At 36.1% G+C, this 20,631-nt stretch carries 19 protein-coding genes, 2 pseudogenes and 3 riboswitches; of the genes and pseudogenes, 3 read left to right on the top strand and 18 right to left on the bottom strand.

Annotated elements, in window-relative coordinates; genetic code table 11:
• Position 1 precedes the first annotated feature (1 nt).
• From OSO01_RS19290 to OSO01_RS19280, 3 genes are all read right to left on the bottom strand, one after another.
• Positions 2–742 (bottom strand): ABC transporter permease, encoded by a 741-nt coding sequence (locus tag OSO01_RS19290; RefSeq protein ID WP_147212112.1) that lies wholly within the window; start codon positions 740–742, stop codon positions 2–4.
• Positions 743–745: 3 nt separating this feature from the next.
• Positions 746–1,519, bottom strand: a complete 774-nt coding sequence (locus tag OSO01_RS19285) for an ABC transporter ATP-binding protein (protein ID WP_147212111.1) — start codon at positions 1,517–1,519, stop codon at positions 746–748.
• A gap of 141 nt (positions 1,520–1,660) precedes the next feature.
• Positions 1,661–1,770: riboswitch (TPP riboswitch) on the bottom strand.
• Between the two features lie 104 nt (positions 1,771–1,874).
• Positions 1,875–1,974, bottom strand: a riboswitch (TPP riboswitch).
• Positions 1,975–2,100: 126 nt separating this feature from the next.
• The gene (locus OSO01_RS19280; protein WP_147212110.1) at positions 2,101–3,822 is read right to left on the bottom strand and encodes a SulP family inorganic anion transporter; all 1,722 of its coding nucleotides are present in this window, start codon (positions 3,820–3,822) and stop codon (positions 2,101–2,103) included.
• A gap of 258 nt (positions 3,823–4,080) precedes the next feature.
• Positions 4,081–4,182, bottom strand: a riboswitch (TPP riboswitch).
• Positions 4,183–4,383: 201 nt separating this feature from the next.
• Here OSO01_RS19280 and OSO01_RS19275 point away from each other — a divergent pair.
• Positions 4,384–5,076 carry a FadR/GntR family transcriptional regulator gene (locus OSO01_RS19275; RefSeq protein WP_147212109.1) on the top strand — a complete coding sequence of 231 codons (693 nt, stop codon included), beginning with the start codon at positions 4,384–4,386 and terminating at the stop codon, positions 5,074–5,076.
• A 4-nt stretch (positions 5,077–5,080) separates the two neighbouring features.
• Positions 5,081–6,306 (top strand): annotated as a pseudogene (locus OSO01_RS19270) (CynX/NimT family MFS transporter).
• 115 nt (positions 6,307–6,421) lie between these two features.
• Here the strand turns inward: OSO01_RS19270 and OSO01_RS19265 are convergent.
• From OSO01_RS19265 to OSO01_RS19255, 3 genes are all read right to left on the bottom strand, one after another.
• Positions 6,422–6,946: a hypothetical protein gene (locus OSO01_RS19265; protein WP_147212108.1), complete on the bottom strand. Its 525-nt coding sequence runs from the start codon at positions 6,944–6,946 to the stop codon at positions 6,422–6,424.
• A 121-nt stretch (positions 6,947–7,067) separates the two neighbouring features.
• Positions 7,068–7,703 carry a class I SAM-dependent methyltransferase gene (locus OSO01_RS19260; protein WP_222595748.1) on the bottom strand — a complete coding sequence of 212 codons (636 nt, stop codon included), beginning with the start codon at positions 7,701–7,703 and terminating at the stop codon, positions 7,068–7,070.
• A gap of 481 nt (positions 7,704–8,184) precedes the next feature.
• Positions 8,185–8,583 (bottom strand): VOC family protein, encoded by a 399-nt coding sequence (locus OSO01_RS19255; protein ID WP_147212107.1) that lies wholly within the window; start codon positions 8,581–8,583, stop codon positions 8,185–8,187.
• A 303-nt stretch (positions 8,584–8,886) separates the two neighbouring features.
• Between OSO01_RS19255 and OSO01_RS19250 the strand changes: the two genes are divergently transcribed.
• On the top strand, positions 8,887–10,275 hold the full coding sequence (locus OSO01_RS19250) for an aminotransferase-like domain-containing protein (protein ID WP_147212106.1): 1,389 nt from the start codon (positions 8,887–8,889) through the stop codon (positions 10,273–10,275).
• A gap of 60 nt (positions 10,276–10,335) precedes the next feature.
• Here the strand turns inward: OSO01_RS19250 and OSO01_RS19245 are convergent, their stop codons facing one another.
• The 12 genes and pseudogenes from OSO01_RS19245 to srtD all read right to left on the bottom strand — a co-directional run bounded on the left by OSO01_RS19245 (position 10,336) and on the right by srtD (position 20,534).
• Positions 10,336–11,331 (bottom strand): aminotransferase-like domain-containing protein, encoded by a 996-nt coding sequence (locus OSO01_RS19245; RefSeq protein WP_246145237.1) that lies wholly within the window; start codon positions 11,329–11,331, stop codon positions 10,336–10,338.
• A 22-nt stretch (positions 11,332–11,353) separates the two neighbouring features.
• The gene (locus OSO01_RS23795) at positions 11,354–11,548 is read right to left on the bottom strand and encodes a hypothetical protein (protein WP_246145236.1); all 195 of its coding nucleotides are present in this window, start codon (positions 11,546–11,548) and stop codon (positions 11,354–11,356) included.
• 85 nt (positions 11,549–11,633) lie between these two features.
• Positions 11,634–12,946, bottom strand: a pseudogene (locus OSO01_RS19240) (MFS transporter).
• A 244-nt stretch (positions 12,947–13,190) separates the two neighbouring features.
• Entirely contained in the window at positions 13,191–13,421 is a 231-nt protein-coding gene (locus OSO01_RS23465; protein ID WP_186813711.1) for an aldo/keto reductase, read from the bottom strand.
• Positions 13,422–13,479: 58 nt separating this feature from the next.
• A complete protein-coding gene (locus OSO01_RS23960; RefSeq protein WP_281289860.1) occupies positions 13,480–13,611 on the bottom strand; it encodes a hypothetical protein in 132 nt (43 codons plus the stop codon).
• A gap of 321 nt (positions 13,612–13,932) precedes the next feature.
• Positions 13,933–14,223, bottom strand: coding sequence for a glutaredoxin family protein (locus OSO01_RS19230; RefSeq protein WP_147212104.1), 291 nt, complete (start codon positions 14,221–14,223; stop codon positions 13,933–13,935).
• A gap of 19 nt (positions 14,224–14,242) precedes the next feature.
• The gene (locus OSO01_RS19225; protein WP_147212103.1) at positions 14,243–15,019 is read right to left on the bottom strand and encodes a sulfite exporter TauE/SafE family protein; all 777 of its coding nucleotides are present in this window, start codon (positions 15,017–15,019) and stop codon (positions 14,243–14,245) included.
• A 101-nt stretch (positions 15,020–15,120) separates the two neighbouring features.
• Positions 15,121–16,530: an MBL fold metallo-hydrolase gene (locus OSO01_RS19220; RefSeq protein WP_147212102.1), complete on the bottom strand. Its 1,410-nt coding sequence runs from the start codon at positions 16,528–16,530 to the stop codon at positions 15,121–15,123.
• A gap of 21 nt (positions 16,531–16,551) precedes the next feature.
• Positions 16,552–17,112, bottom strand: coding sequence for a DUF1641 domain-containing protein (locus OSO01_RS19215; RefSeq protein WP_147212101.1), 561 nt, complete (start codon positions 17,110–17,112; stop codon positions 16,552–16,554).
• A 54-nt stretch (positions 17,113–17,166) separates the two neighbouring features.
• A complete protein-coding gene (locus OSO01_RS19210) occupies positions 17,167–18,366 on the bottom strand; it encodes an NAD(P)/FAD-dependent oxidoreductase (protein ID WP_147212100.1) in 1,200 nt (399 codons plus the stop codon).
• A gap of 515 nt (positions 18,367–18,881) precedes the next feature.
• The gene (locus OSO01_RS19205; RefSeq protein ID WP_147212099.1) at positions 18,882–19,775 is read right to left on the bottom strand and encodes a LysR family transcriptional regulator; all 894 of its coding nucleotides are present in this window, start codon (positions 19,773–19,775) and stop codon (positions 18,882–18,884) included.
• A gap of 183 nt (positions 19,776–19,958) precedes the next feature.
• Positions 19,959–20,534, bottom strand: a complete 576-nt coding sequence (gene srtD, locus OSO01_RS19200; protein ID WP_147212098.1) for a class D sortase, LPxTATN-specific — start codon at positions 20,532–20,534, stop codon at positions 19,959–19,961.
• Positions 20,535–20,631 lie beyond the last annotated feature (97 nt).

Genomic DNA, 20,631 nt, shown 5'->3' with positions numbered 1-20,631 from the left:
ACTAAAATCTTCTCCATTTCAATATATATTTTTCTAGCAAAACAACTGTAATAAATAATATAATTCCAATTAAAGAGAGAACGACTATAGGTGCAAAGACCCCTGCTCCATTAAATTGTGTCATCATCCGCCGGCTAAAATAACCTAGGCCAGCCTGTGCACCGAGCCACTCTCCAATTGCAGCGCCAATCACACTCATGGGGACGGCTACTTTTAACCCTGAAAAGAAAGAAGGCAGTGCAGATGGAACCTCCAGCTTGAAAAAAAGCTGTCTTTTAGATGCGCCAAGTGTTTGAAATAACTCTTTCAGTTCTTTACTTGTTGATCGAAAACCATCGAATGTACTGACGGTAATAGGAAAAAAGGTAATGATAATTGTAACGATGACTTTGCTCCAGATAGAATATCCGAACCAAAGTACAAAAATAGGTGCCAGTGCAATAATAGGAATGGTTTGTGATGTAATTAAAATAGGATAAATGGCTTGCTCTAATGTTTTTGATATATTCATACTGATTGCTAGGATAATTCCAAGTACTAATGAAATACCGAGGCCAATTGCAATAACAGCCAGTGTAACAGGAAGATGATGCAGCAGAAGCTCCGCTTTCAATTCCCATAGCTTTATCGCAATTTCAGTCGGCGCCGGTAAAATAAATGGTGTATTAACAAACCTCGCTCCTGCTTCCCATATAAATAAAAATATTGTGATTAAAATAATAGAATAAAGATAATTTTTCATTGATTACACCCTCATCCGAAATTGATCCAGCAGATTATTTTTTAGCTCCGTCACTTCTTTATTTCCTAAATCCTGTTGCCGTCTTGGACGTTCCAAAGGCACTTCAATCTCTTTAAATGTTGTAAAGGGTGTATCAGTAATGACAAAAATGCGGTCAGACAAAAATAATGCTTCTGTAATATCATGTGTTATAAATAAAATAGTAGATTGCTGCTCTTTCCATTGTTCTAATAGCCATTCCTGCATAAATAACCTGGTCATCGCATCCAAAGCTGAAAAAGGTTCGTCCAGCAATAGCACATTAGAACCGGATAAAGTAGCTCTTAAAAAGGAAACACGCTGGCGCATCCCACCGGATAGTTCATGCGGATATTTATTCTCGTATCCTTTTAAACCAAACGCCTCCAGCAAGCTATCGACAGCTCTTCTATCGAGACGACTTTCTTTGTGCAGTTCTAACGGAAGAACTGCATTTTGCTGAACTGTACGCCAAGGCATTAATAAATCCTGTTGAGGCATATACCCAACTTTTCCTGAACGGTCGGTTACTTGTTTTTCATTTAAATAGATAGATCCACCGGTCAGTTCTTCCAGCCCGACAATAAGACGAAAGATGGTTGATTTTCCTGAGCCGCTTGCACCGATAATACTTACAAATTCACCATCTGCAACAGAAAGATTCATGTTTTTTAAAATGGGAATCTCCTCTGCATCATTTTTATAATGGAAATCGACATTTTTAAACTGAAGTGCTAATTTATTATTTTGTTCTCTCATCCTTCGTTTTCACCCTCTTTCTGATAAAAAGTATAAGTTTATTTCTTAATAACACTTGTTAATAGATTGAATATGCACGCCTCCCTTCAAACAAAAATACCCCGGACACGAAGCCCAGGGTACACACATTTCCATATGATAGAAATTACTTTGCATGTTCCCTACGCTGGTCTCAACCAGATCAGGTTCTAAGGGTCTTTATCTTATGGATACTATCTCAACCAGCAACACTGGTCCCCCTACATTCTTATTAAATTGTATCTCTTACTATTTGAATCTACTGTAAGAGCATTAAAAAACCCACTCAACAAATATTGATGAATGGGAAATGAGTACATAACTAGATTATTACCTACTTAAGTAAACCTCACTTCCCTACGTTAGTGTTAACTAAATCAGGTTCCAAGGGTCAAGTTTCCTTTCTCAGCAATAAAATTGCTCCCCTAGCGATTATAGAAATATGAAATTTAGAATTAATAGTTTACCTGTTAATGCTGAACAAATCTTTACAGTGCGCTGTAAAGAAGAAGTAAATACTTAAGGCTTATTTAAGCATATATTATTTCAAAATGCAAACCTGCCTATCCAATCTCTTTCATTTCTTTACTTTGCTGAAAAACCTGGCAAGTGTTTGTTCCAGCTTTAGAACAAAGTGGACATTTCTTGACATTGATTAAATTCAATCCATAGTCTACGGCATCTTTTGAATCCTTAAAAATATGCTGAGCTCCTAATTTATCATATAAACCTTCAGCTTTTATCATATCTAATATCTCATTATTCAATTCAGCAAGCAGGATCGTGCCGCCTTGCTTTTTAAAATCTGTAATCAGTGAGGCAAAATTGGCTCCTCCAGTCGTATCAATAAAGGAAACATGTTTCATTTTTAAAATAAGCACGGTTGGTTTCCGATTAATAGAATACGTAATCATTGATTGAAAGCGGTCAGCAGCACCGAAAAACAATGCTCCATCAATTGTGAAAAAGACAATCTGCGGACATTTCGTTTCCAAGCTTTTGCCTCCATTTATTTCTTCTTTTAACTGATCAGGAACGACTTTTTCAATTCCTAATACTTCACTCATCTGTTTCACAAAGGAGAACATAGCCAGCAGCAATCCAATTTGAACGGCAATTGCCAAGTTAACAAAAACAGTTAATAGAAAGGTTACTACAAGTACCAGTGAGTCACTGGATTTCAACTTAATAATGTGAGTAAATGATTTATATTCACTCATATTTAAAGCAACCCGAATTAATATAGGTGCCATACTTGCGAGTGGAATATGGGAAGCAAAAGGTGCAAGCAGGAGAATAGTAATTAATACAAATACGCCTTGAAAAATCCCGGAGAAAGGACTTACAGCGCCACTTTTAATATTTGTTGCAGTCCTGGCAATAGCACCTGTTGCCGGAATTCCTCCAAAAAGAGGAGTAGCAAGGTTGGCAATACCTTGACCAACAAGTTCGCGGTTTGAGTTATGCTTCTTCCCTGTCATACCATCTGCTACAACTGCGGATAATAAAGACTCAATGCCCCCAAGCATGGCAATTACAAAAGCAGGCTGTAAAAGTGTCACTATTTTATTCCAGCTTAATTCAGGAAATTGGAAGCTTGGCAGACTTTGTGAAATGCTGCCAAATGCAGTGTGGATAGTATCCACTTTTCCAGGGAAAAATAAAAACGCAACAATCGATGGAACAATTAAAGCAACTAATAATATAGGTGCTCTCGGGAAAAGTTTTGGAACAAAAATAAGAATGAGAACTCCAAGTGCCGCAACGAAGATACTATATAAGTTCAGTGTTGAAAGATTTTGGATAATTTGAATGATATTTTCATGGAAATATTCTTTTTTCTCCATATTTTCCAGACCAAAAAAATTTTCAATTTGCCCGGTAAATATAATGATTGCAATCCCGGCCGTAAAACCGATTGTTACAGAACGAGGGATAAACTTGATAAGTCCACCCAACTTAAAAACGCCCATCAATATGAGCATTATTCCAGCCATAAATCCCGCAATTAACAAATCTTCGTATCCGAATTCTAAAACAATTGCAAGTAAAATGGGTATAAAAGCTCCCGTAGGGCCGGCAATCTGGTAACGGGAACCACCGAAAAGAGCAACGAGGACCCCTGCAATAATTGTTGTATAAAGTCCATATTCGGGTTTCACTCCAGAAGCAATCGCAAAAGCCATTCCAAGCGGTATTGCTACAATCCCTACTGTAATACCTGCAACCAAATCTCGCTTCAAATCGTTGGCGGTTAACCTATTGAACCGATTATCTTTGAACAATCTATGTTCAGCTCCTTTTATATACTGTTTTCATCATAAGGCATGTTACTATAATAAAAATAAAAACCTTTCCAATTCAGGAAAGAATTTATTATTTTTCGCAGTAAAAAGCCTTCATTGCTCCCATCTTTCCTTTGTTACGGTCCGCAATTCACCAGTAAAATTCATAAAAAAATCCTCCTTTAATCTTCTTCTAAAGACTAATAGAAGGAAACGTCCACATACTAAAACATACACGCGTAAAAACAGCGCATAGTTTATTTGCTCATTCTACTTCCCTCCGCCGGTCTTAACCAAATCAGGTTCTAAGGTGCTAAATATACATTTATCTCAGCCGCTGCGGCGCCCCCAGTAGAAAATTTTGATTTATTCAATTGACTATTATGCTAGCAGAACAAATTTTTTAGTCAAGCCTTTTCAATCACAAATCTATCAGATAACATTCCAATGTACTCCACTTTATAATAATCAGAAAAAGATAGCCATGTTGACAATTCTTTCTTTCAGAGCTAACATAACCAATGTACCAATCATCCTACAAATTTCAAAAGGGGTATTAAAATGATTCAAAAAACGAACCGTATGAATTTAGTAGAACAGGTTGCATCCCAAATCGAACAATTAATCGGATCTGGACATTGGCAAATCGGAGACAGAATCCCTCCCGAAATGGAACTGATGGAAAAGTTTGACGTCAGCCGAAATACGCTTCGGGAAGCGATTCGCGCCTTAGTACACGCAGGATTACTTGAAACCAGACAAGGAAGCGGGACAATTGTCCGTTCAACTAATGCTCTCGGTGCAGCAATAAAGCGTCATGTAAAAAAGTCTGCGCTGCTAGAGACCATTGATGTGCGCTTAGCTTTAGAGAAACAAGCTGCACAGCTGGCTGCAGAACATAGATCAGAAACAGACTTAGCAAAACTGGAGGAATACATTCAGCTTTCACGGCAGGCAGTTGAAAATAAGGATTATGAACAATTTATTAAATTAGATATTCATTTTCATCAAGCTATCGTATCAGCTTCTAATAATCAGCTCCTCATTGATTTATATGAGCCACTGGCAGAAATCATATATTCTTTTGTCCAGGATTTAATGGCGATGAATAAGCCTTTTAAATATGAAGAAGAACTTCATATTGAGTTATTTACAGCAATACGCAATCAGGATAAACATGCTGCTGCCACTTATGTTGAAGATTATATGGAAGTATTAAGAAAAGAAGTTGTTGAAATGATAGAGGAGGAATAACACCATGAATGATGAATCCATTTCATCTACTTTAAATAAAAATACAAAAAACAGCTGGCTGCTGCTTATCGGCATCATCTTAGTAGGATCTAATTTAAGAGTTCCATTAACTTCTGCCGGATCACTTATTTCCTTTATACGTGATGACTTAGGCATCAGCAATGCACTTATAGGAAGTATTACGACACTTCCCTTGCTTGCATTCGCCCTGCTCTCCCCGTTTGCTCCCAAAATAGCAAATCGGGTCGGTATGGAATTAACGATTGCTTTATCAATATTACTTATTATTGGTATTGCGGTTCGCTCCCTTTCAGGAACCCCTTTTTTATTTGCAGGAACTATTTTGATTGGTCTGGCAATTGCCATTGGTAATGTTCTTATTCCGGGAATTGTAAAGATGAATTTCCCGTTGAAAACAGGTCTGATGACTGGTATTTATGCTATATTCATGAACTTATTTGGTGCGCTTGGGTCAGGAGTCAGTGTACCTGTTTCTTCCATTGGCAACTTAGGGTGGCGGGGCGCCCTTGCTATATGGGGCCTGTTAACGTTAGTTTCTTTACTATTATGGCTCCCGCAGCTTCGTAAACAAAAGAAAAGGGAGCAGGAAAAAGTAAAAACAGATAAAAAAATAGTTTATGGCGCTCCCCGCTTGCATGGAAGATTACCATATTTATGGGTGGACAATCATTAATGTTTTATACTTTAATCACATGGCTTCCAGATATTCTGCATACGAACGGCTATAATTCAAATAATGCTGGATGGATGGTTTTTCTAATGCAGTTTGCACTTATCCCAGCCACTTTTATCGTTCCAGTTATAGCGGAGAAATTGAAAAATCAAGTTGGTCTAAGTATCGCAACAGCCACTCTTTTCATTGTTGGATTTTTTGGGCTGCTGCAAGGAAGCCCTGCGCTGGTCCCTTTATGGGCAATTATGCTTGGAATTGCTGGAGGAAGTGCTTTTAGTCTATCGATGATGTTCTTTTCACTTAGAGCAAAGGATGGAAAAGAAGCAGCTGAATTATCGGGGATGGCACAGTCTTTCGGTTATCTTTTAGCAGCAACAGGATCGATACTTGTCGGTGCACTGCATGATATGACTGATGGATGGACAATTCCTCTCTCCCTGCTCATTCTTATATCTATTGTTCTGCTGATTGTTGGGATTGGATCAGGGAAAGAAGGATATGTTACTGAAGAACATCAAGCTAAAATAATAAGTTAGTAAGGCTTATTAAGATGCGATGCCTTCGTAAACTCCAGGATTTAGGGTGATTATTATGATGGTTATAACCAATCAGCTTATAATCATCATAAATAAAATAAAAACGATACACTACCTACTGATTAACCACAATTAAATCAAATGAGGCCGGTGGACACAGGGCTGAGAAATAGTAATCCTCTGCCGGATCCCAACACAGATGCCAATCCTCATCCTCATGACCTTCTCTTACATTATGCCGATAGCGGCTAACTTCGGATGACACCTCCACCAGAATTTTAAAATCAATAACGTCAGACATTTCAGGCAGCGAGCTGTAAATTCCGTCTAGGATAATTATCATGGAAGGCTCTTTCGTTACCAGAGATGTTGCCAATTCATTTTCCGTATAAAAGGAGAAAGGATGATATTGTGCGTTTTCACCTGTCAGAAGAGGCAGCAGCACCTCCCTGCGTACACGCTTCCAGTCAATACAACGGCGGCACTTCTGCTCTGATGTATAGGAGTCCCATTCCTCGTCAGTGATTGTTGCATCGAAGAACTCATCACACGGAATGACAGTCGCTTCCACGTGTGAAGCAACTTCAGCGGCTAATGTAGATTTTCCGGCGCCACTTCCCTCGTCCAGGGATACTACCAAAGGTTTGGTTCGTCCTTTCAGACGTGTTCTTATAGCAGATACTATTTGCTGCGCGACTGCCTGCGTTATTTCGTTGTTTTTCCCTTTGTATCTAACAGGAATATCTTAAATGACAGGAATTTTATTTCTTACTGTGAGCAACTATGATAAATCGGTGCTCATAGTTTAAAATATAACCATTTGAGATTAGCTCTTTATAGACATTCAATAACTCTTCAAAATTATCTTCTGCATGAAACGCCGGAAACTCCCACTCAATAACGTTCGCATAATAAATTAAAGCTTGTATGTTAAAAAACTTTTGGTAAGTAAAGCATTCATCAGCGAATATAATATCAAATTCATTTTCCTCCAAATCACGTTGCGTATTTTTTAAATTTAAGGACTTGTATCTTGGCTGAAAGTCTGGAATCAGCATATTTGATAAGCGATTCCCATTTTCTCCGCCAACCTGTTGAGTAATAAATATACCGTTTGGCTTTAATACTCTTTTCACTTCATTCACATCAAATGATTCATGTCTATTAATGATAATATCAAAGCTATTATACTCAAAGTCAATGATGTCATTGTCATCGATGGAAGCCAGTTTTATCCCTAAAGGAACCACTTTTCTTTTTAAAAGTTCAATATTAGGCTGCCAGCATTCTGTTACTGATGTTTTTTCACAAGGACGATTTAAGGATAGGAGAAATTCTCCGCCTCCCGTTCCCATATCAAGTAATTCTAAATCTGAAGACAAATACTTATTTACCAAGCTGGCATAATTCCAGGGGAGAGCTTCATTTTCCCAATTGTCCCTTATACGGGAAAAATCCAGCCTTCGAATTTCACTTCTTCATAGTATTTTATCCATTCTTTTTTTAACGTATTTCAATTTATTATAACTATTCCTCCACTTTTTATTTATGTGGACGATACAGTTAACTGATGAATATTCAGGTTACACTCGACACAGATTCATCAGATTTACTAACTGTATCGAGTAATTAATTCGTTTCATTCTTATTACACTCATTTTAACAGAATATTCTGTTAAAAAATTATAATTGTAAATTTTCAATTATGACTGGTTCATATTAATATATCAAACTTTACTTCCAAAATACAATAGCCTGACACCGCAATATCAGTATCAGGCTGGTTTTTGTACTATTAATAGAACAAGGTCGTTATCTCTTTTCATTTCTTCTATTCCTTTATTACCTCTCTTTTCATTTCTTCTATTCCTTTATTACCTATTGTTTCATCCACATCGGTTCTAACATATTTCCATCAATATCCGATACCTCCAAGCCATACATTTGCTCTTCCGGTACTCCCATATCAGCGCGGTAAGCATCACCGCCATTTTCTTTCGCTACCCGTCCAAATTCTTTGACTGCTTCAGCGCTTTCCATACTGAAACAGATTAAAGCTGCATTTTCTTTTTGTGTATCGGCAATCTTCTTATCTTTAAGGAACTGTTGATAAAAAGAATGTTCTAACAGCATAATATAAAAATTTTCGTCCCAGACCATACAACTTGCATGAACATCAGAGAAGTCACCGTTCTTTGTAAATCCAAGTTTTTCGTAAAAATTAGTGGCATCTGCTACATTATTGACTGGAAAGTTAACATAAATCATTGTACTCATTAAAACGCCTCCTTTTTATCAGTTTACTACAAATGAATAACAAAGGCTTCTTCTCGATTGCTCAAAATTTTTCTTTTATTTAAAAATTCTCTCTGCAATTGTTAGTACGGGCCGTCACATATAAAGTAAAACCTCATTCAGCAGAGGGATTTTCAACGCCTGCCGAAAACATTTGCAATTACTCATTTCATCGAAAGGCGTCATCTCTCTCATACGCCGCAAGAAGCTGAAAGAATTGTTTAAACACAAAAAACTACTATAAAATATAGTACAATAGAGGAAATATAAAAAAGGATGATTTGTATGTCTATTAATTCTTTTGAAGACTATCCAATGACTTGGAAGCCATTGATTGATAAAAATAACAGGCCAGTTTATCAAGGTCTTGCCAAGCAGTTAGAGGATGATATTTTAACCGGTGTTTTATTGCCCGGAACTAAACTGCCTCCTCAGCGGGAGCTGGCTGATTATCTAAATTTAAACTTAAGCACTATATCGAAGGCTTTTAAAATGTGCGGGCTAAAAGGTTTATTAAGTTCATCTGTTGGCAGCGGAACTTTTGTAGCGTATGATGCTTTGTCAAATGCCTATTTACTAGAAGACACAAAACCAAAGCATTTAATAGAAATGGGAGCTACATTACCAGATAATGATTCGTATAAACCTCTGCAGCTTCAGTTGAAAAATATGGTACGGGAAACCGATTTTGAAAAATGGTTCGGTTATGGTCGCGCAGGTGACAGCCTTTGGCAAAAAGACGCAGCTGTAAAATTTATCAAAAGAGGCGGCTTTGAAACGACCGTTGAGCATATTCTATTAGCAAATGGCGGTCAAAATGCAATTACTGCCATATTGGCAAGTCTTTATAAAGCTGGTGACCGTATTGGTGCCAATACGCATACTTACCCTGGATTAAAAACCGTTGCATCGATGTTTGGCATACAAATTGTACCAATAAAAACCGAGAGTCATGTGATGAGTCCATCTGCGTTTGAGGATACATGTAAAAATGAACATATAAAAGGAATCTACTTAATCCCTGATTTTCATAATCCAACAGCTTGCTGCATATCTGTTGAAACCCGAAAAGAAATCGCTACGATTGCCAGGAAATATAACAAAATTATTATTGAAGATGCTACATACAATCTCCATCATCCCAAACCGCTTCCGGCAATCGCATCATTTGCGCCTGAACAGACCATCTATATTGCAAGTCTATCCAAATCAATTGCTCCGGGGTTGCGTTTAGCTTATGTATCCGTGCCAAACCAATTCAAGGAGTTAATTTCAAAAGCATTGTATAATTTAAATATATCCGTCTCTTCCTTACTTTCAGAATTAGCAGCACGTACAATTGTATCCAACCAATTTGAAGATTTAATCGAAGCACATCGCACAGAAGCTATTAGAAGAAATAAAATTGTAGATCAATATTTTGCTGATTATACATGCTTAGGTGCTGAAATAGGAATTTTCCGGTGGCTCCTTTTACCGGGAACAATAACAGGTGCACAATTTGAATTGCTTGCTGCACAACAAGGAGTCCAGGTATATGCAGCTGAGCGTTTTGTAGTGGGAAACAGCTGTCCGGACAGAGCTGTAAGGATTGCTGTTTGTGCACCGGAAACGATTGAAGAGCTTGAACGGGGATTGATTATTCTTGAGCGGTTACTAAAAAGTATCAGTTGATATAAATAATTGAAATACGCCTGAACCTATTAATATACCAGGATTCAGGCGTTAACTCTATTATGCTTTTTGTACTTCTTTTTTATTTTCATTTTTTAATTTACGCTGCAAAACCTCCCCGATGCGTTTCATCCCTTCTATGATTCTTTCTTCAGGCATATTTGAATAATTTAATCGCAATGTATTATTATTTGTACTATTAGGGAAAAAAGGACTACCTGGTACAAATGCAACATTATTTTCTAAACACTCAACTAATAATTGTTCTGAGTCAATCATTTCAGGCAGCTCAACCCATATAAATAAGCCACCTTCCGGAATACTATAATTTATATTGTTCGGAAAAAATTGTTTCATACAAGATAACATCGTTATGCATCTTTTTTTATATACGTCTTTAATTTTATTAATATGCTCCTCCATATCATAAAGCTCCAAATACTTCGCAGTTATTCTTTGGGCAAAGCTGTCTGTATGTAAGTCTGCTGTTTGTTTAAAACAGACGTACTTATCAATAAAAGTCTCATCAGCACAAATCCAGCCAAGCCGTAGACCCGGAGCGAATATTTTAGAAAAAGAGCTGATATAAATCACTCTATTATCTATATCAAAATGTTTTACAGGCGGGATTTCTTCTCCAGCAAATCTTATTGCTCCGTATGGATTATCTTCTACAATCAATACATCATATTGTCTGGCCAGCTCCGTCATTTGCTTTCGCCGTTCGAACTTTAGTGTACGGCCTGTCGGATTTTGAAAATCTGGAACTGTATAGATGAATTTCGCATCAGGATATGCTTGTAATTTTTTCTCTAATTCTTCCATGATCATCCCATCATTATCCATGGCTACTTCTACAAAGGTAGCATTGTATGATTCAAATACATTAATTGCTGCCAGATAAGTCGGACTTTCACAAATAATAATATCTCCTGGATTAATAAATAATTTTCCAGTTAAATCAATGGCCTGCTGAGACCCAGACGTAATCAGAACGTTATCAACAGCAGCATTTATTCCGATATCCTCCATTCTTTCGCAAATAGCTTCTCTCAAAGCCTGATCCCCTTCTGTCGTACTATAGGAGTGAAGTCGTACCTTCCTCAGTCAATACTCTATTACAAACTTCTTTAACATCTTCTACTGGAAACAGTTCTGGAGCAGGCAACCCTCCAGCAAAGGAGATAACTTCCGGTCTGGCTGTTATTTTTAATATTTCACGTGTTTCAGAAGGCTTTACTAACTGTGTTCTCTCAGCAAATTTATTTTTCATTTTAGGATCAGACCTTTCCTATTTTTCATTTTCATTTGAAACTTATTTATGTTTTAGTATTAAAAGAAATTATTCTCTTGAATTTTCAACTTGCTTCTTCCAGTTTCTGCTGTTTATTAATATCCGCCCAAATAATGATCGGAATAAGCAGTAATGAAAGCAGCGCCCCCGCTATTGAAAGAATTGCATAACTGGAATTTGCCACAATTAAACCGGATATTCCTCCTCCTAATGCGCCGGATAAAGCAATCCAGACATCCACTGTTCCCTGCGTTTTCGCTCTATTATCAAAGGATGTAGAATCAACCAGGATTGCGGTTCCGCTTATTAAACCAAAATTCCAGCCCAGTCCAAGTAAAACTAATGCCCCGATAAGTACTGTCATGGAGTCTGCAGGTCCAAAAGCAGCTAAAGCCCCTGAGGCTAAAAGTGTGATTGCAGAAGCAACAGCCATAAAAGCACGTCCAACTCTATCGACAAGACTGCCCGTTATCAAAGAAGGAAAATACATGGCTCCAACATGAAAACCAATAACCAGTCCAACAGCTTGCAAATCATGACCGTGATGTTCCATATGTATCGGGGTCATTGTCATAATAGCAGTCATTATAAATTGTGTTAAAATCATAACGGAAGCTCCTGCAAATATTCCTCGTTTGTTTTTTGGCAACAATTCAATACTTTGTTCTGATTGTCTATTACCAGCTTTATTTTTTAGATTTGATATTGCTTTAGCTACAAGCAGAGGATCAGGACAGAGATAAATAAGAGAACTAAACCTGCAAGTATATAAGCTGCAGCCGCCAGTATAAATGGACCAGCTAAAGCAGGTATACCTAAAAATTTTGCGAAATCACCCATAACTTCAACAAGATTCGGACCAGCTACTGCACCAAATGTTGTTGAAACCATTGCCATACTGACTGCCTTGGCTCTTTGATTTGACTTTGCAAGGTCTGTTCCAGCGTATCGTGCTTGTAAGTTGGTGGCTGACCCTGCCCCATAAATAAACAGAGAAATAAATAACAGAACAATACTGCTCATTAAAGCGGAAATAATTACACCTATAGCACCGATTCCTCCAGTTAAAAAACCTGCAGAGAGGCCAAATCGACGGCCATAATGCTGAGAAAGTCTGCCCACCAGTAAAGCAGCTCCTGCAGACCCTAAAGTAAATAATGCTGTAGGTACCCCTGTTACACTATCTGTACCTAACATATCCTGAGCTAAAAGTGCTCCAACAGTAATTCCTGCTGCCAATCCTGCCCCTCCAAAAATTTGGGACATGATGACGACGATTAATGTTTTTTTATATAGTTGTTTTTGTTTTTCTGGAGAATCAATATAAGGCTGCAGCCAGGATTCATTATCACCAGAGTTTATTTCTTTTTTTCCCAATACTTTTCCCCGCCTTCATACTAAAAATAGACATCTTTAAATAACAATCATAATATTTAGATATCTTATCACGAATAAAAAAACCATACAACATAATAATTGTATGGCAAACAATATTTCTTAATCAGTTACAATTTGATAATTTATAGAAAAGACTTGCAAAAATCTAACTATTATTCAAATCCTATTAGGTGATGTGGTAAATAAGGTTCTTCCAAATAATCGATGTGCCCCTGTTGTAAATTTATATCGAAAGCATGTATGGATCTTCAAACTGTTCCACTTTCGTTGCTCCAATAATGGGAGATGTAATTTCTTCTTTGTTTAACACCCATACAAGTGCAATCTGAGCACGTGTTACATCGTATTTATCTGCTATTTCACCAACTCTTTCGATAATCCGTTGGTCAGCTTCATCTATATTATCAAAAAAACTTTTACCCACAGGATCAATTTTAGAACGGGGAGTTTGCACATCTGGCTTCCTTGTAAACCTTCTTTTTGCAAAAGGGTCCAGGGTGTTACTGCGATGCCTAAGGACACTTCTGTTTGCGCTGTTTCGTGAATAATTCCGCAATAAAATAATTTTCTTCTTCTCTGATATCCCAAACATCTACATACGTATCTTTAATTCCTGATAACTCTGTGATAAAATGTTGGTGCACTCTTTTCCTCTCCCGTTCCTTTTGTCTTGACAACTCAAGGTTAACAGAGAGAGGAAAATAAGTGTATTTTTTTGTCTCCGTTCCATCTGGCGATGGAACGGAGGACACCACCACATTCAGTATAGAACCAATAAAAATCACTTATCTCCGGCTAAAAAGATAAGTGATTTTTTATTAACAATTTATCTGACACAATCATATTGGCAGATAACACGAAATCTGAATATAATTTATGTATACTAACTCACGGAAGAACAGGATGTTTATAATAGTAAAGTAATGCAAAAAAACTTTACCCCATTACTTTTTTTCTTATTCATCTCAATGCATAAAGCTTCGTTCTTCAATAATTAAGGCTTGCATTATTTTTTCTGGTTTAAATCCTGAAATCCGTTTTCCATTTATAATAGTCTGTGGTACAGATAACCTTCTTGCTTTTGAAATTAAGTGAAACATTGCTACAGGACTCATATCCACATTCACTTCTTTGTAAGGAACTTCAAAAGAATCTAGAAAACTTTTCACCATGCCACATACCGGACATAATGTTGATGTATATACTGTTATAACTTGACTCGCCCCTGTCCCCTCGTAATTATTAGTTGTCTGCATATGGAAAAGATAAAATTAATCAAATAATATCTGTCCAGATTTTAATTGCAGTAACAAATATTAAAAGTGCTAATATGGTCCTTAAAATTTTGATATTCATTCTTTTTCCAATAATTGCACCAATTGGAGCAGCAATTAAGCTGGCAATTATCATGACAGCTGCTGGTCCGTATAATACTTGATCAGTGATAATTTTTCCCATAGCTGATCCAATGGAGGATAAAAAAGTGATTGCTAATGAGGAAGCAATTGTTACCCTAGTAGGTATATTTAATACCACAAGCATAATCGGAACAAGTAGAAATGCACCGGCAGCACCTACGATTCCTGCTCCCACCCCAACAATAAATGCTGAAATAATCGCAATTAAATAATTAAATTTCACTTGACTGTTCTCCTGCTCCTCTACATGTTTCTTGGGTACAAACATCATAATCGCAGCAACGGTTGCCAAAATTGCATACACCAAATTAATATTACTATCTGATAATAAATCAGAACCGAATCCACCTATAAAACTTCCAACTAAAACAGAAATTCCCATCGTTAATATTAAAGATTTATTTAGATATCCATCATTTCTATATGCCCACATGCCACTAATTGTTGAAAAGAAAACTTGAATAGCTAAAATACCGGCAACTTCTGATGAAGATAAGGAGCCTACTCCGAGTAGTACCGGAATATATAATAAAAGTGGATAATTAACAATTGAACCACCAATACCCAACATTCCAGATACAAACGATGCAAAGAGCCCAATTAAAAATAATACAATAATAAAGCCTAATTCCATTTGATCACCTGTTTCCAATCGATTCTAGCATGTTACTTTCTTACATTCCATCTTCTAGTAAAAACATAATGATTATACAGTTACTAAAACGATAAAGCGTGTCATCTCTTTGTTATTGGAAACTTTTCTTTCGTCCATGCTAAGTATCCGCCTTTTACGTTCAATACATTTTTAAAACCATTTGCCTGCATCAGACTGGTAGCAATTGCTGAACGTGCACCAGAACGACATTGCATCAAATATGTTTTTTCTTTAGGTAATTCTTCAATTTGATCAACAAGTGTGCCTAACATAATATGGTGTGCACCAGCAATTCTTCCTTCTTCCAACTCTGAATTATTTCGGACATCAATAAGATAATAATTGTCATCCTGTAAATATTTTTGTAATTGTTGCACAGATATTTCATCATAACTTTCCAGTTTATTTTCATCTTCTAAAGCAAGCGATGGTTCAGCTGCTGCTATCACTTTATCTAATCCTATAGAACGCAGGCTCATCTTTATTGCCTTAATATTCTTTTCAGAAGCAATCAAAATAATATCATGATCATAGTCCAGTAACCAGCCGGCCCAGTTTGTAAATGATTTATTAAATGGAATGTTTATAGATTCTTTTAAATGTGCTTTGGAAAATTCAAAAGCATCTCTTGTATCTATCAATACAGCATCATTTTTAATTTTTTCTAATTCGGAAACACTCGATAGTTGAGTTGTTTGCTCTTGGTTAATAAGGTCAGGGCCGATTTTGTTTAACTTTTTCATCATGGCAAAATATCGGGGCGGTTCAGGTTGTCCGGATAGAAGAATCTTTACAAATTCTTCTTCATTATTTGTTCGCAATGCCCAATTATTGATTTTTTCATAGCCTACTGTTGTCATTGGAACAGCCCCAAGTGCTTTTCCACAGGCACTTCCTGCTCCGTGTCCCGGCCATACTTGCAGAAAATCCGGCAGTTGTTTAAATTTTTGCAGGGAATGAAACATTTGTCTGGCCCCTATTTCGGCTGTATCAGCTATCCCGGCAGCTTTTTCCAATAAATCAGGCCTGCCAATGTCACCAACAAAAACAAAATCCCCAGTAAAAATGCCCATTGGTTCTTTAGATCCGCCACCTTCATCCGTTAAAATAAAGGAAATACTTTCTGGAGTATGACCTGGCGTATGCATTACCTCAAATTTAATTTTACCAAGTTTAAATTCACTTCCATCTTTCAGTAAAGAAGCATTTATGTTTTCCGCATAGTCGTACTTCCAATCTTCATCGCCTTCATCAGATAAATAAAGTTTTATATCATGGTTAACTGCCAACTCTCTTGCTCCAGAAAGAAAATCTGCATGTATATGTGTTTCCGCAGCAGCAATAATTTTCAATCCTTCCTTTTCGGCTGTTTCAAAATAGGCTTCTGTCTCGCGTACCGGATCAATAATAATCGCTTCATTAGTTTGTTGACATCCAATTAAATAAGACATTTGAGCTAAATTTTCATCAAAAAAAGAACGTAAAAACATACGTATTCCCTCCATCATTCATTATTTTTCTTTGTCTACAACTTCAAGGAATGATTCTAAATATCGGAATCCTTTTTGAATGGTTGGATCCTTCAATAAACGGTACATTCCATACAATGAAAAATGAGCAGTATTTTCATTCTGTTTATACTGTTCATTTGTCTCCTTTATAACCTTGGCTGCTTTATCCAGTGGAATAATATCATTTATTCCTTTTAATGCATATTCAACAGATGCTGTATCGGTTGAAAAGTCAGTAACGAACTGAGAAATTTCATCAGCCTTTTTTAATAATGGAACTAACTTAGGCAATAAATGCATCAGTTCTAGAAGAGCAGTTAAATGTTCTTGATTAATATGCAGGTTTTCGATTTTTTCTTCTATTTCATTACTAATAGTAGATAACGATTGTTTGTCTTCGATGACATTCTCAATAAATTCCAATTTATCATCCAGCGTCTGTACTCTTGACACAAAATCAGGCAGTTTTTGGACGAGATAATATAAAGCGTCTACCTGTTCCTTTTTCTCCAGTTCTTGTATTACATCATCCATCGTTGACTGCTTTTGAGTAGTGTCCAATTTTAAACCTCCATTTCATAAATATACTAGTATTAATAAAGTTGTATTATTTCATTACATTGTTCCTTTCAACATTCCATTCCAGTACATAATTGGCAGCAGATTTTTCTTCACAATATACATACTCCTTCTTTCTTTTGATTGGTCAATTGGAAAAGTTTCCTGTGGATTTTTATCATAATCAAATTCCGCCATTACCAATTTGTTGACACCTGTCACCAAGGGGCAGGATGTATAGCCATCATATTTTGCTTTCATCTGTCTGCCGTTCATGATAGAAAGAATATTTTCAGCAACTACAGGAGCTTGTTTACGTATGGCTGCTCCTGTTTTAGATGTTGGAAGACCGGATGAATCACCAGCACTAAATATATTTTGGAACGTTTTATGTTGAAGTGTATAAGGATTGACATCCACCCAACCGGCTGCATCTGCAAGCGGACTGGCCGCTATAAAGCTGGGAGCTCCCATTGGTGGCGTAACATGGATCATGTCATAATTAACTTTCAATTTTTTATTTGTTTCTATATTTTCGAAGACCGCTAATTTATTCTCCCCATCTATTTCAATCAAATCTGTCATATAGGTTGTTTCGATGCCTTTTCGATCAATAACCTGTTCTAATGTTTTCGCATAGGTGGGCACTGCAAAAATATTTCCCGTACCAGAAATAAATTGTATTTTTGTTTTTGAACGGACACCAGAATTGTTGAAATAATCATCTGCCAGGTACATAATTTTTTGTGGAGCTCCCCCGCACTTAATTGGGGTACTTGGCTGAGTAAATATAGCGGTTCCACCTGAAAAATTTCTAATATTTTCCCAAGTACTTTCCACGAATTCAGGTGAGTAATTACTGCAGACACCATTTTTTCCAATTGCTTCTTTCAGTCCTTTAACGCTGTCCCATTTTATTTCAATACCAGTCGCTACAACCAGAAAATCATAATGAATCAGTGTCTGTGCATCTGTCATAATAGAATTTGTATCCGGCATAAATTCAGCCACATATTCTTTAATCCATTGAACACCATCAGGTATAAGGGTTTCTTGTTTTCGATGAGAATCTTCTAATTTAGATTGTCCTCCGCCGACTAAGGTCCATAAAGGCTGATAATAATGATCCTCGGAAGGGTCAACAATCGTTATATTTCCTTTTAAATAGGGTGCATTTCGTATGATTCGAGATGCAATTGAAATCCCCGCTGATCCAGCACCAGCTATAACAATTTTAGAAAATTTAGTTTCACGCAATTTTTTCCCTCCTAAATTGATTTGTTTTAAAGATAGATTTGAAAATAAATAATTTTACTTAATTAATCAAAACTTTCCAGATTACATTACTTTAATAATCTACATCTGAAAAATCCATTAATTATATATTTTACTGTTATTGTTATCCTACTATATAAAAACCTTTATAAAGTATAGAAGAATATTATAGGGTATAACATTTTATTATCCTTAAAAAAGATCGTTTTCAAAATAAAACCTGGTTTGAAAACACATGTTAGTTTATCCATGCAGATACAACTACATTGTTACTGTTTTATCTTTAGATAACTCTTATTGGAGTTCTCATTTTAATAGTTTTATACGATTCTATTAATTAAAAAATCTGTACCGTTACTATGTTTCTTCAGTAACTGGTACAGATTTTTAATATTTTCTTAATCAAATTGTACAACCTCTGTTTATAAAAACTTATGTTTGAAATATTTTATTTCTTATATTTATAAAAAAGTGTATAATACATTTAATCTTAAAATTTAAAACCTCTTTCCTTCTTTCAAAAATTGAGTAAATATGTTAATACTGCTTTTGGGGAATCTTGTTGGTCTTTTTACTATCCATAAATTTCTAGAAATAGCTATATTCGAAATAGGCATATGTTTAACAACTCCCAATTCAAGTTCATGTGCAACAGATAGTTTAGGGATTATTCCAACTCCAAGACCAGACTCAACGCCGCTGATAATTGCCTGTGTACTTCCAAGCTCTAAATAATGTCGTATTCCCTCCAAAACATTATTTTCTGCAAATACTGATTCTATAATTTTTCGGGCACCTGCATCATTTTCTCTAAGAAGGATCTTCTCTTTCGTTAAATCTTCGATATTTATCGACTCTTGATTTTTCCAATGATGGTTCTTCGGAATTATCAGGATCAGCTCATCTTTAGCAAATTTCTCAATGTGAAAATCTTTATGCATAACCATGCCTTCCACTAAAGCAATATCAATTTCCGAACTTTCTAATTTAGATATGATAGTAGGTGTATTTCCAATAGCTAAACTAAACTCAATATTTCTGTACTTTTTTTGAAACTTACCTAACACTTTTGGCAGAAGATATTCTCCGATTGTTAAGCTGGCTCCAACATGTAATGTTTCCTCTTTATCATTAGATATATTGTCCATTACTACTTGAGATCGTTTATAGTATTCAACGATTTCCTTAGCGTAAGGATATAATTTAGAGCCTGCATTTGTAACTCGTATTGAGCTGCCATCACGATCAAATAAAGCAACTCCATAATGATTTTCCATTTGTCGTATTTTACTCGTTACTGCAGGTTGTGTTACATAGCTTGTTCGAGCTACTTGGCTAATACTGCCTTGTTCAATTACCTTACAAAACATTTCCAAATTATCTATATTCACAGTAATAACCACCTTTTCTACAGAGACATTATAAATAGAGAGATGAATTAAAAAGGCAAGATGCTATTTGCTAAAATACATTATTGCTATGTGAATCTTTTGTATTAATACCTTCTAACAGAATTAATCACTAATTACTTATCTCACTTTGTAAATTCTATAAACTCTCTCTATTATGTTGATTTATTTATTTACCGGATAAGCATAAGCAACAAAACGATCCGGCGCATTCCCAACCATATGGAATGGATAACAGGTAGTTACGACAAGAACTTCTTCTCCCATTTCTCCAATCACAAAAGTATCATCTTCTGGAACAATCTCGGTATCTCTAATTTCGTATGTGTACTCCCCATATGGCATATTAACTACAAATGTATCTCCTAATTCTAATTCACCAAAGTCTCTGAAAACTGTGTCACGATGACCGGATAAAAGGATTTGTTCATCTTGATCTGGATGTACAGAATTTGATAAATGACCAACTCCTTTTTCTAATGCATCTGGATCTGTTCCTTCAACAACTGGTAAAGTTTTTCCGAGTTTTGGAATTTCCAATGTTGCAAACGCTTCTTGATCTTCTACTTCAAATGTCTCTATAGCATTCCTATCGCCAACTAGTCCTACTTCTTGATTTATCTTTTCTTCAGCTTGAGCTAATGACTGTTTTTGAGATTGTTGATGCCCCAAAAATTGATAACCAAATACGCCCAAACAAATAACACCAATAATAATAAAAATAGCTCCGAACCTTTTCATTCACTGTGCCTCCCTACAATAGTTTAATTCAAATTTTTTACCTTGTTTGTTTACTGATATTATTTATAAATGGTTCGTTACTTTTAACTAATAAACA

The organism is Oceanobacillus sojae (assembly GCF_007991515.1).
GTDB classification, from domain to species: domain Bacteria; phylum Bacillota; class Bacilli; order Bacillales; family Amphibacillaceae; genus Oceanobacillus; species Oceanobacillus sojae.
The sequence above is the reverse complement of the archived record's forward strand: the minus strand, read 5'-3'. Positions and strand labels throughout refer to the sequence as shown.

Coding starts and splice junctions, on each gene's coding strand:
- OSO01_RS19290 (WP_147212112.1), bottom strand. CDS start 742: ATGAAAAATTATCTTTATTCTATTATTTTAATCACAATATTTTTATTT.
- OSO01_RS19285 (WP_147212111.1), bottom strand. CDS start 1,519: ATGAGAGAACAAAATAATAAATTAGCACTTCAGTTTAAAAATGTCGAT.
- OSO01_RS19275 (WP_147212109.1), top strand. CDS start 4,384: ATGATTCAAAAAACGAACCGTATGAATTTAGTAGAACAGGTTGCATCC.
- OSO01_RS19255 (WP_147212107.1), bottom strand. CDS start 8,583: ATGAGTACAATGATTTATGTTAACTTTCCAGTCAATAATGTAGCAGAT.
- OSO01_RS19250 (WP_147212106.1), top strand. CDS start 8,887: ATGTCTATTAATTCTTTTGAAGACTATCCAATGACTTGGAAGCCATTG.
- OSO01_RS23795 (WP_246145236.1), bottom strand. CDS start 11,548: ATGAAAAATAAATTTGCTGAGAGAACACAGTTAGTAAAGCCTTCTGAA.
- OSO01_RS19230 (WP_147212104.1), bottom strand. CDS start 14,223: ATGCAGACAACTAATAATTACGAGGGGACAGGGGCGAGTCAAGTTATA.
- OSO01_RS19225 (WP_147212103.1), bottom strand. CDS start 15,019: ATGGAATTAGGCTTTATTATTGTATTATTTTTAATTGGGCTCTTTGCA.
- OSO01_RS19220 (WP_147212102.1), bottom strand. CDS start 16,530: ATGTTTTTACGTTCTTTTTTTGATGAAAATTTAGCTCAAATGTCTTAT.
- srtD (WP_147212098.1), bottom strand. CDS start 20,534: ATGAAAAGGTTCGGAGCTATTTTTATTATTATTGGTGTTATTTGTTTG.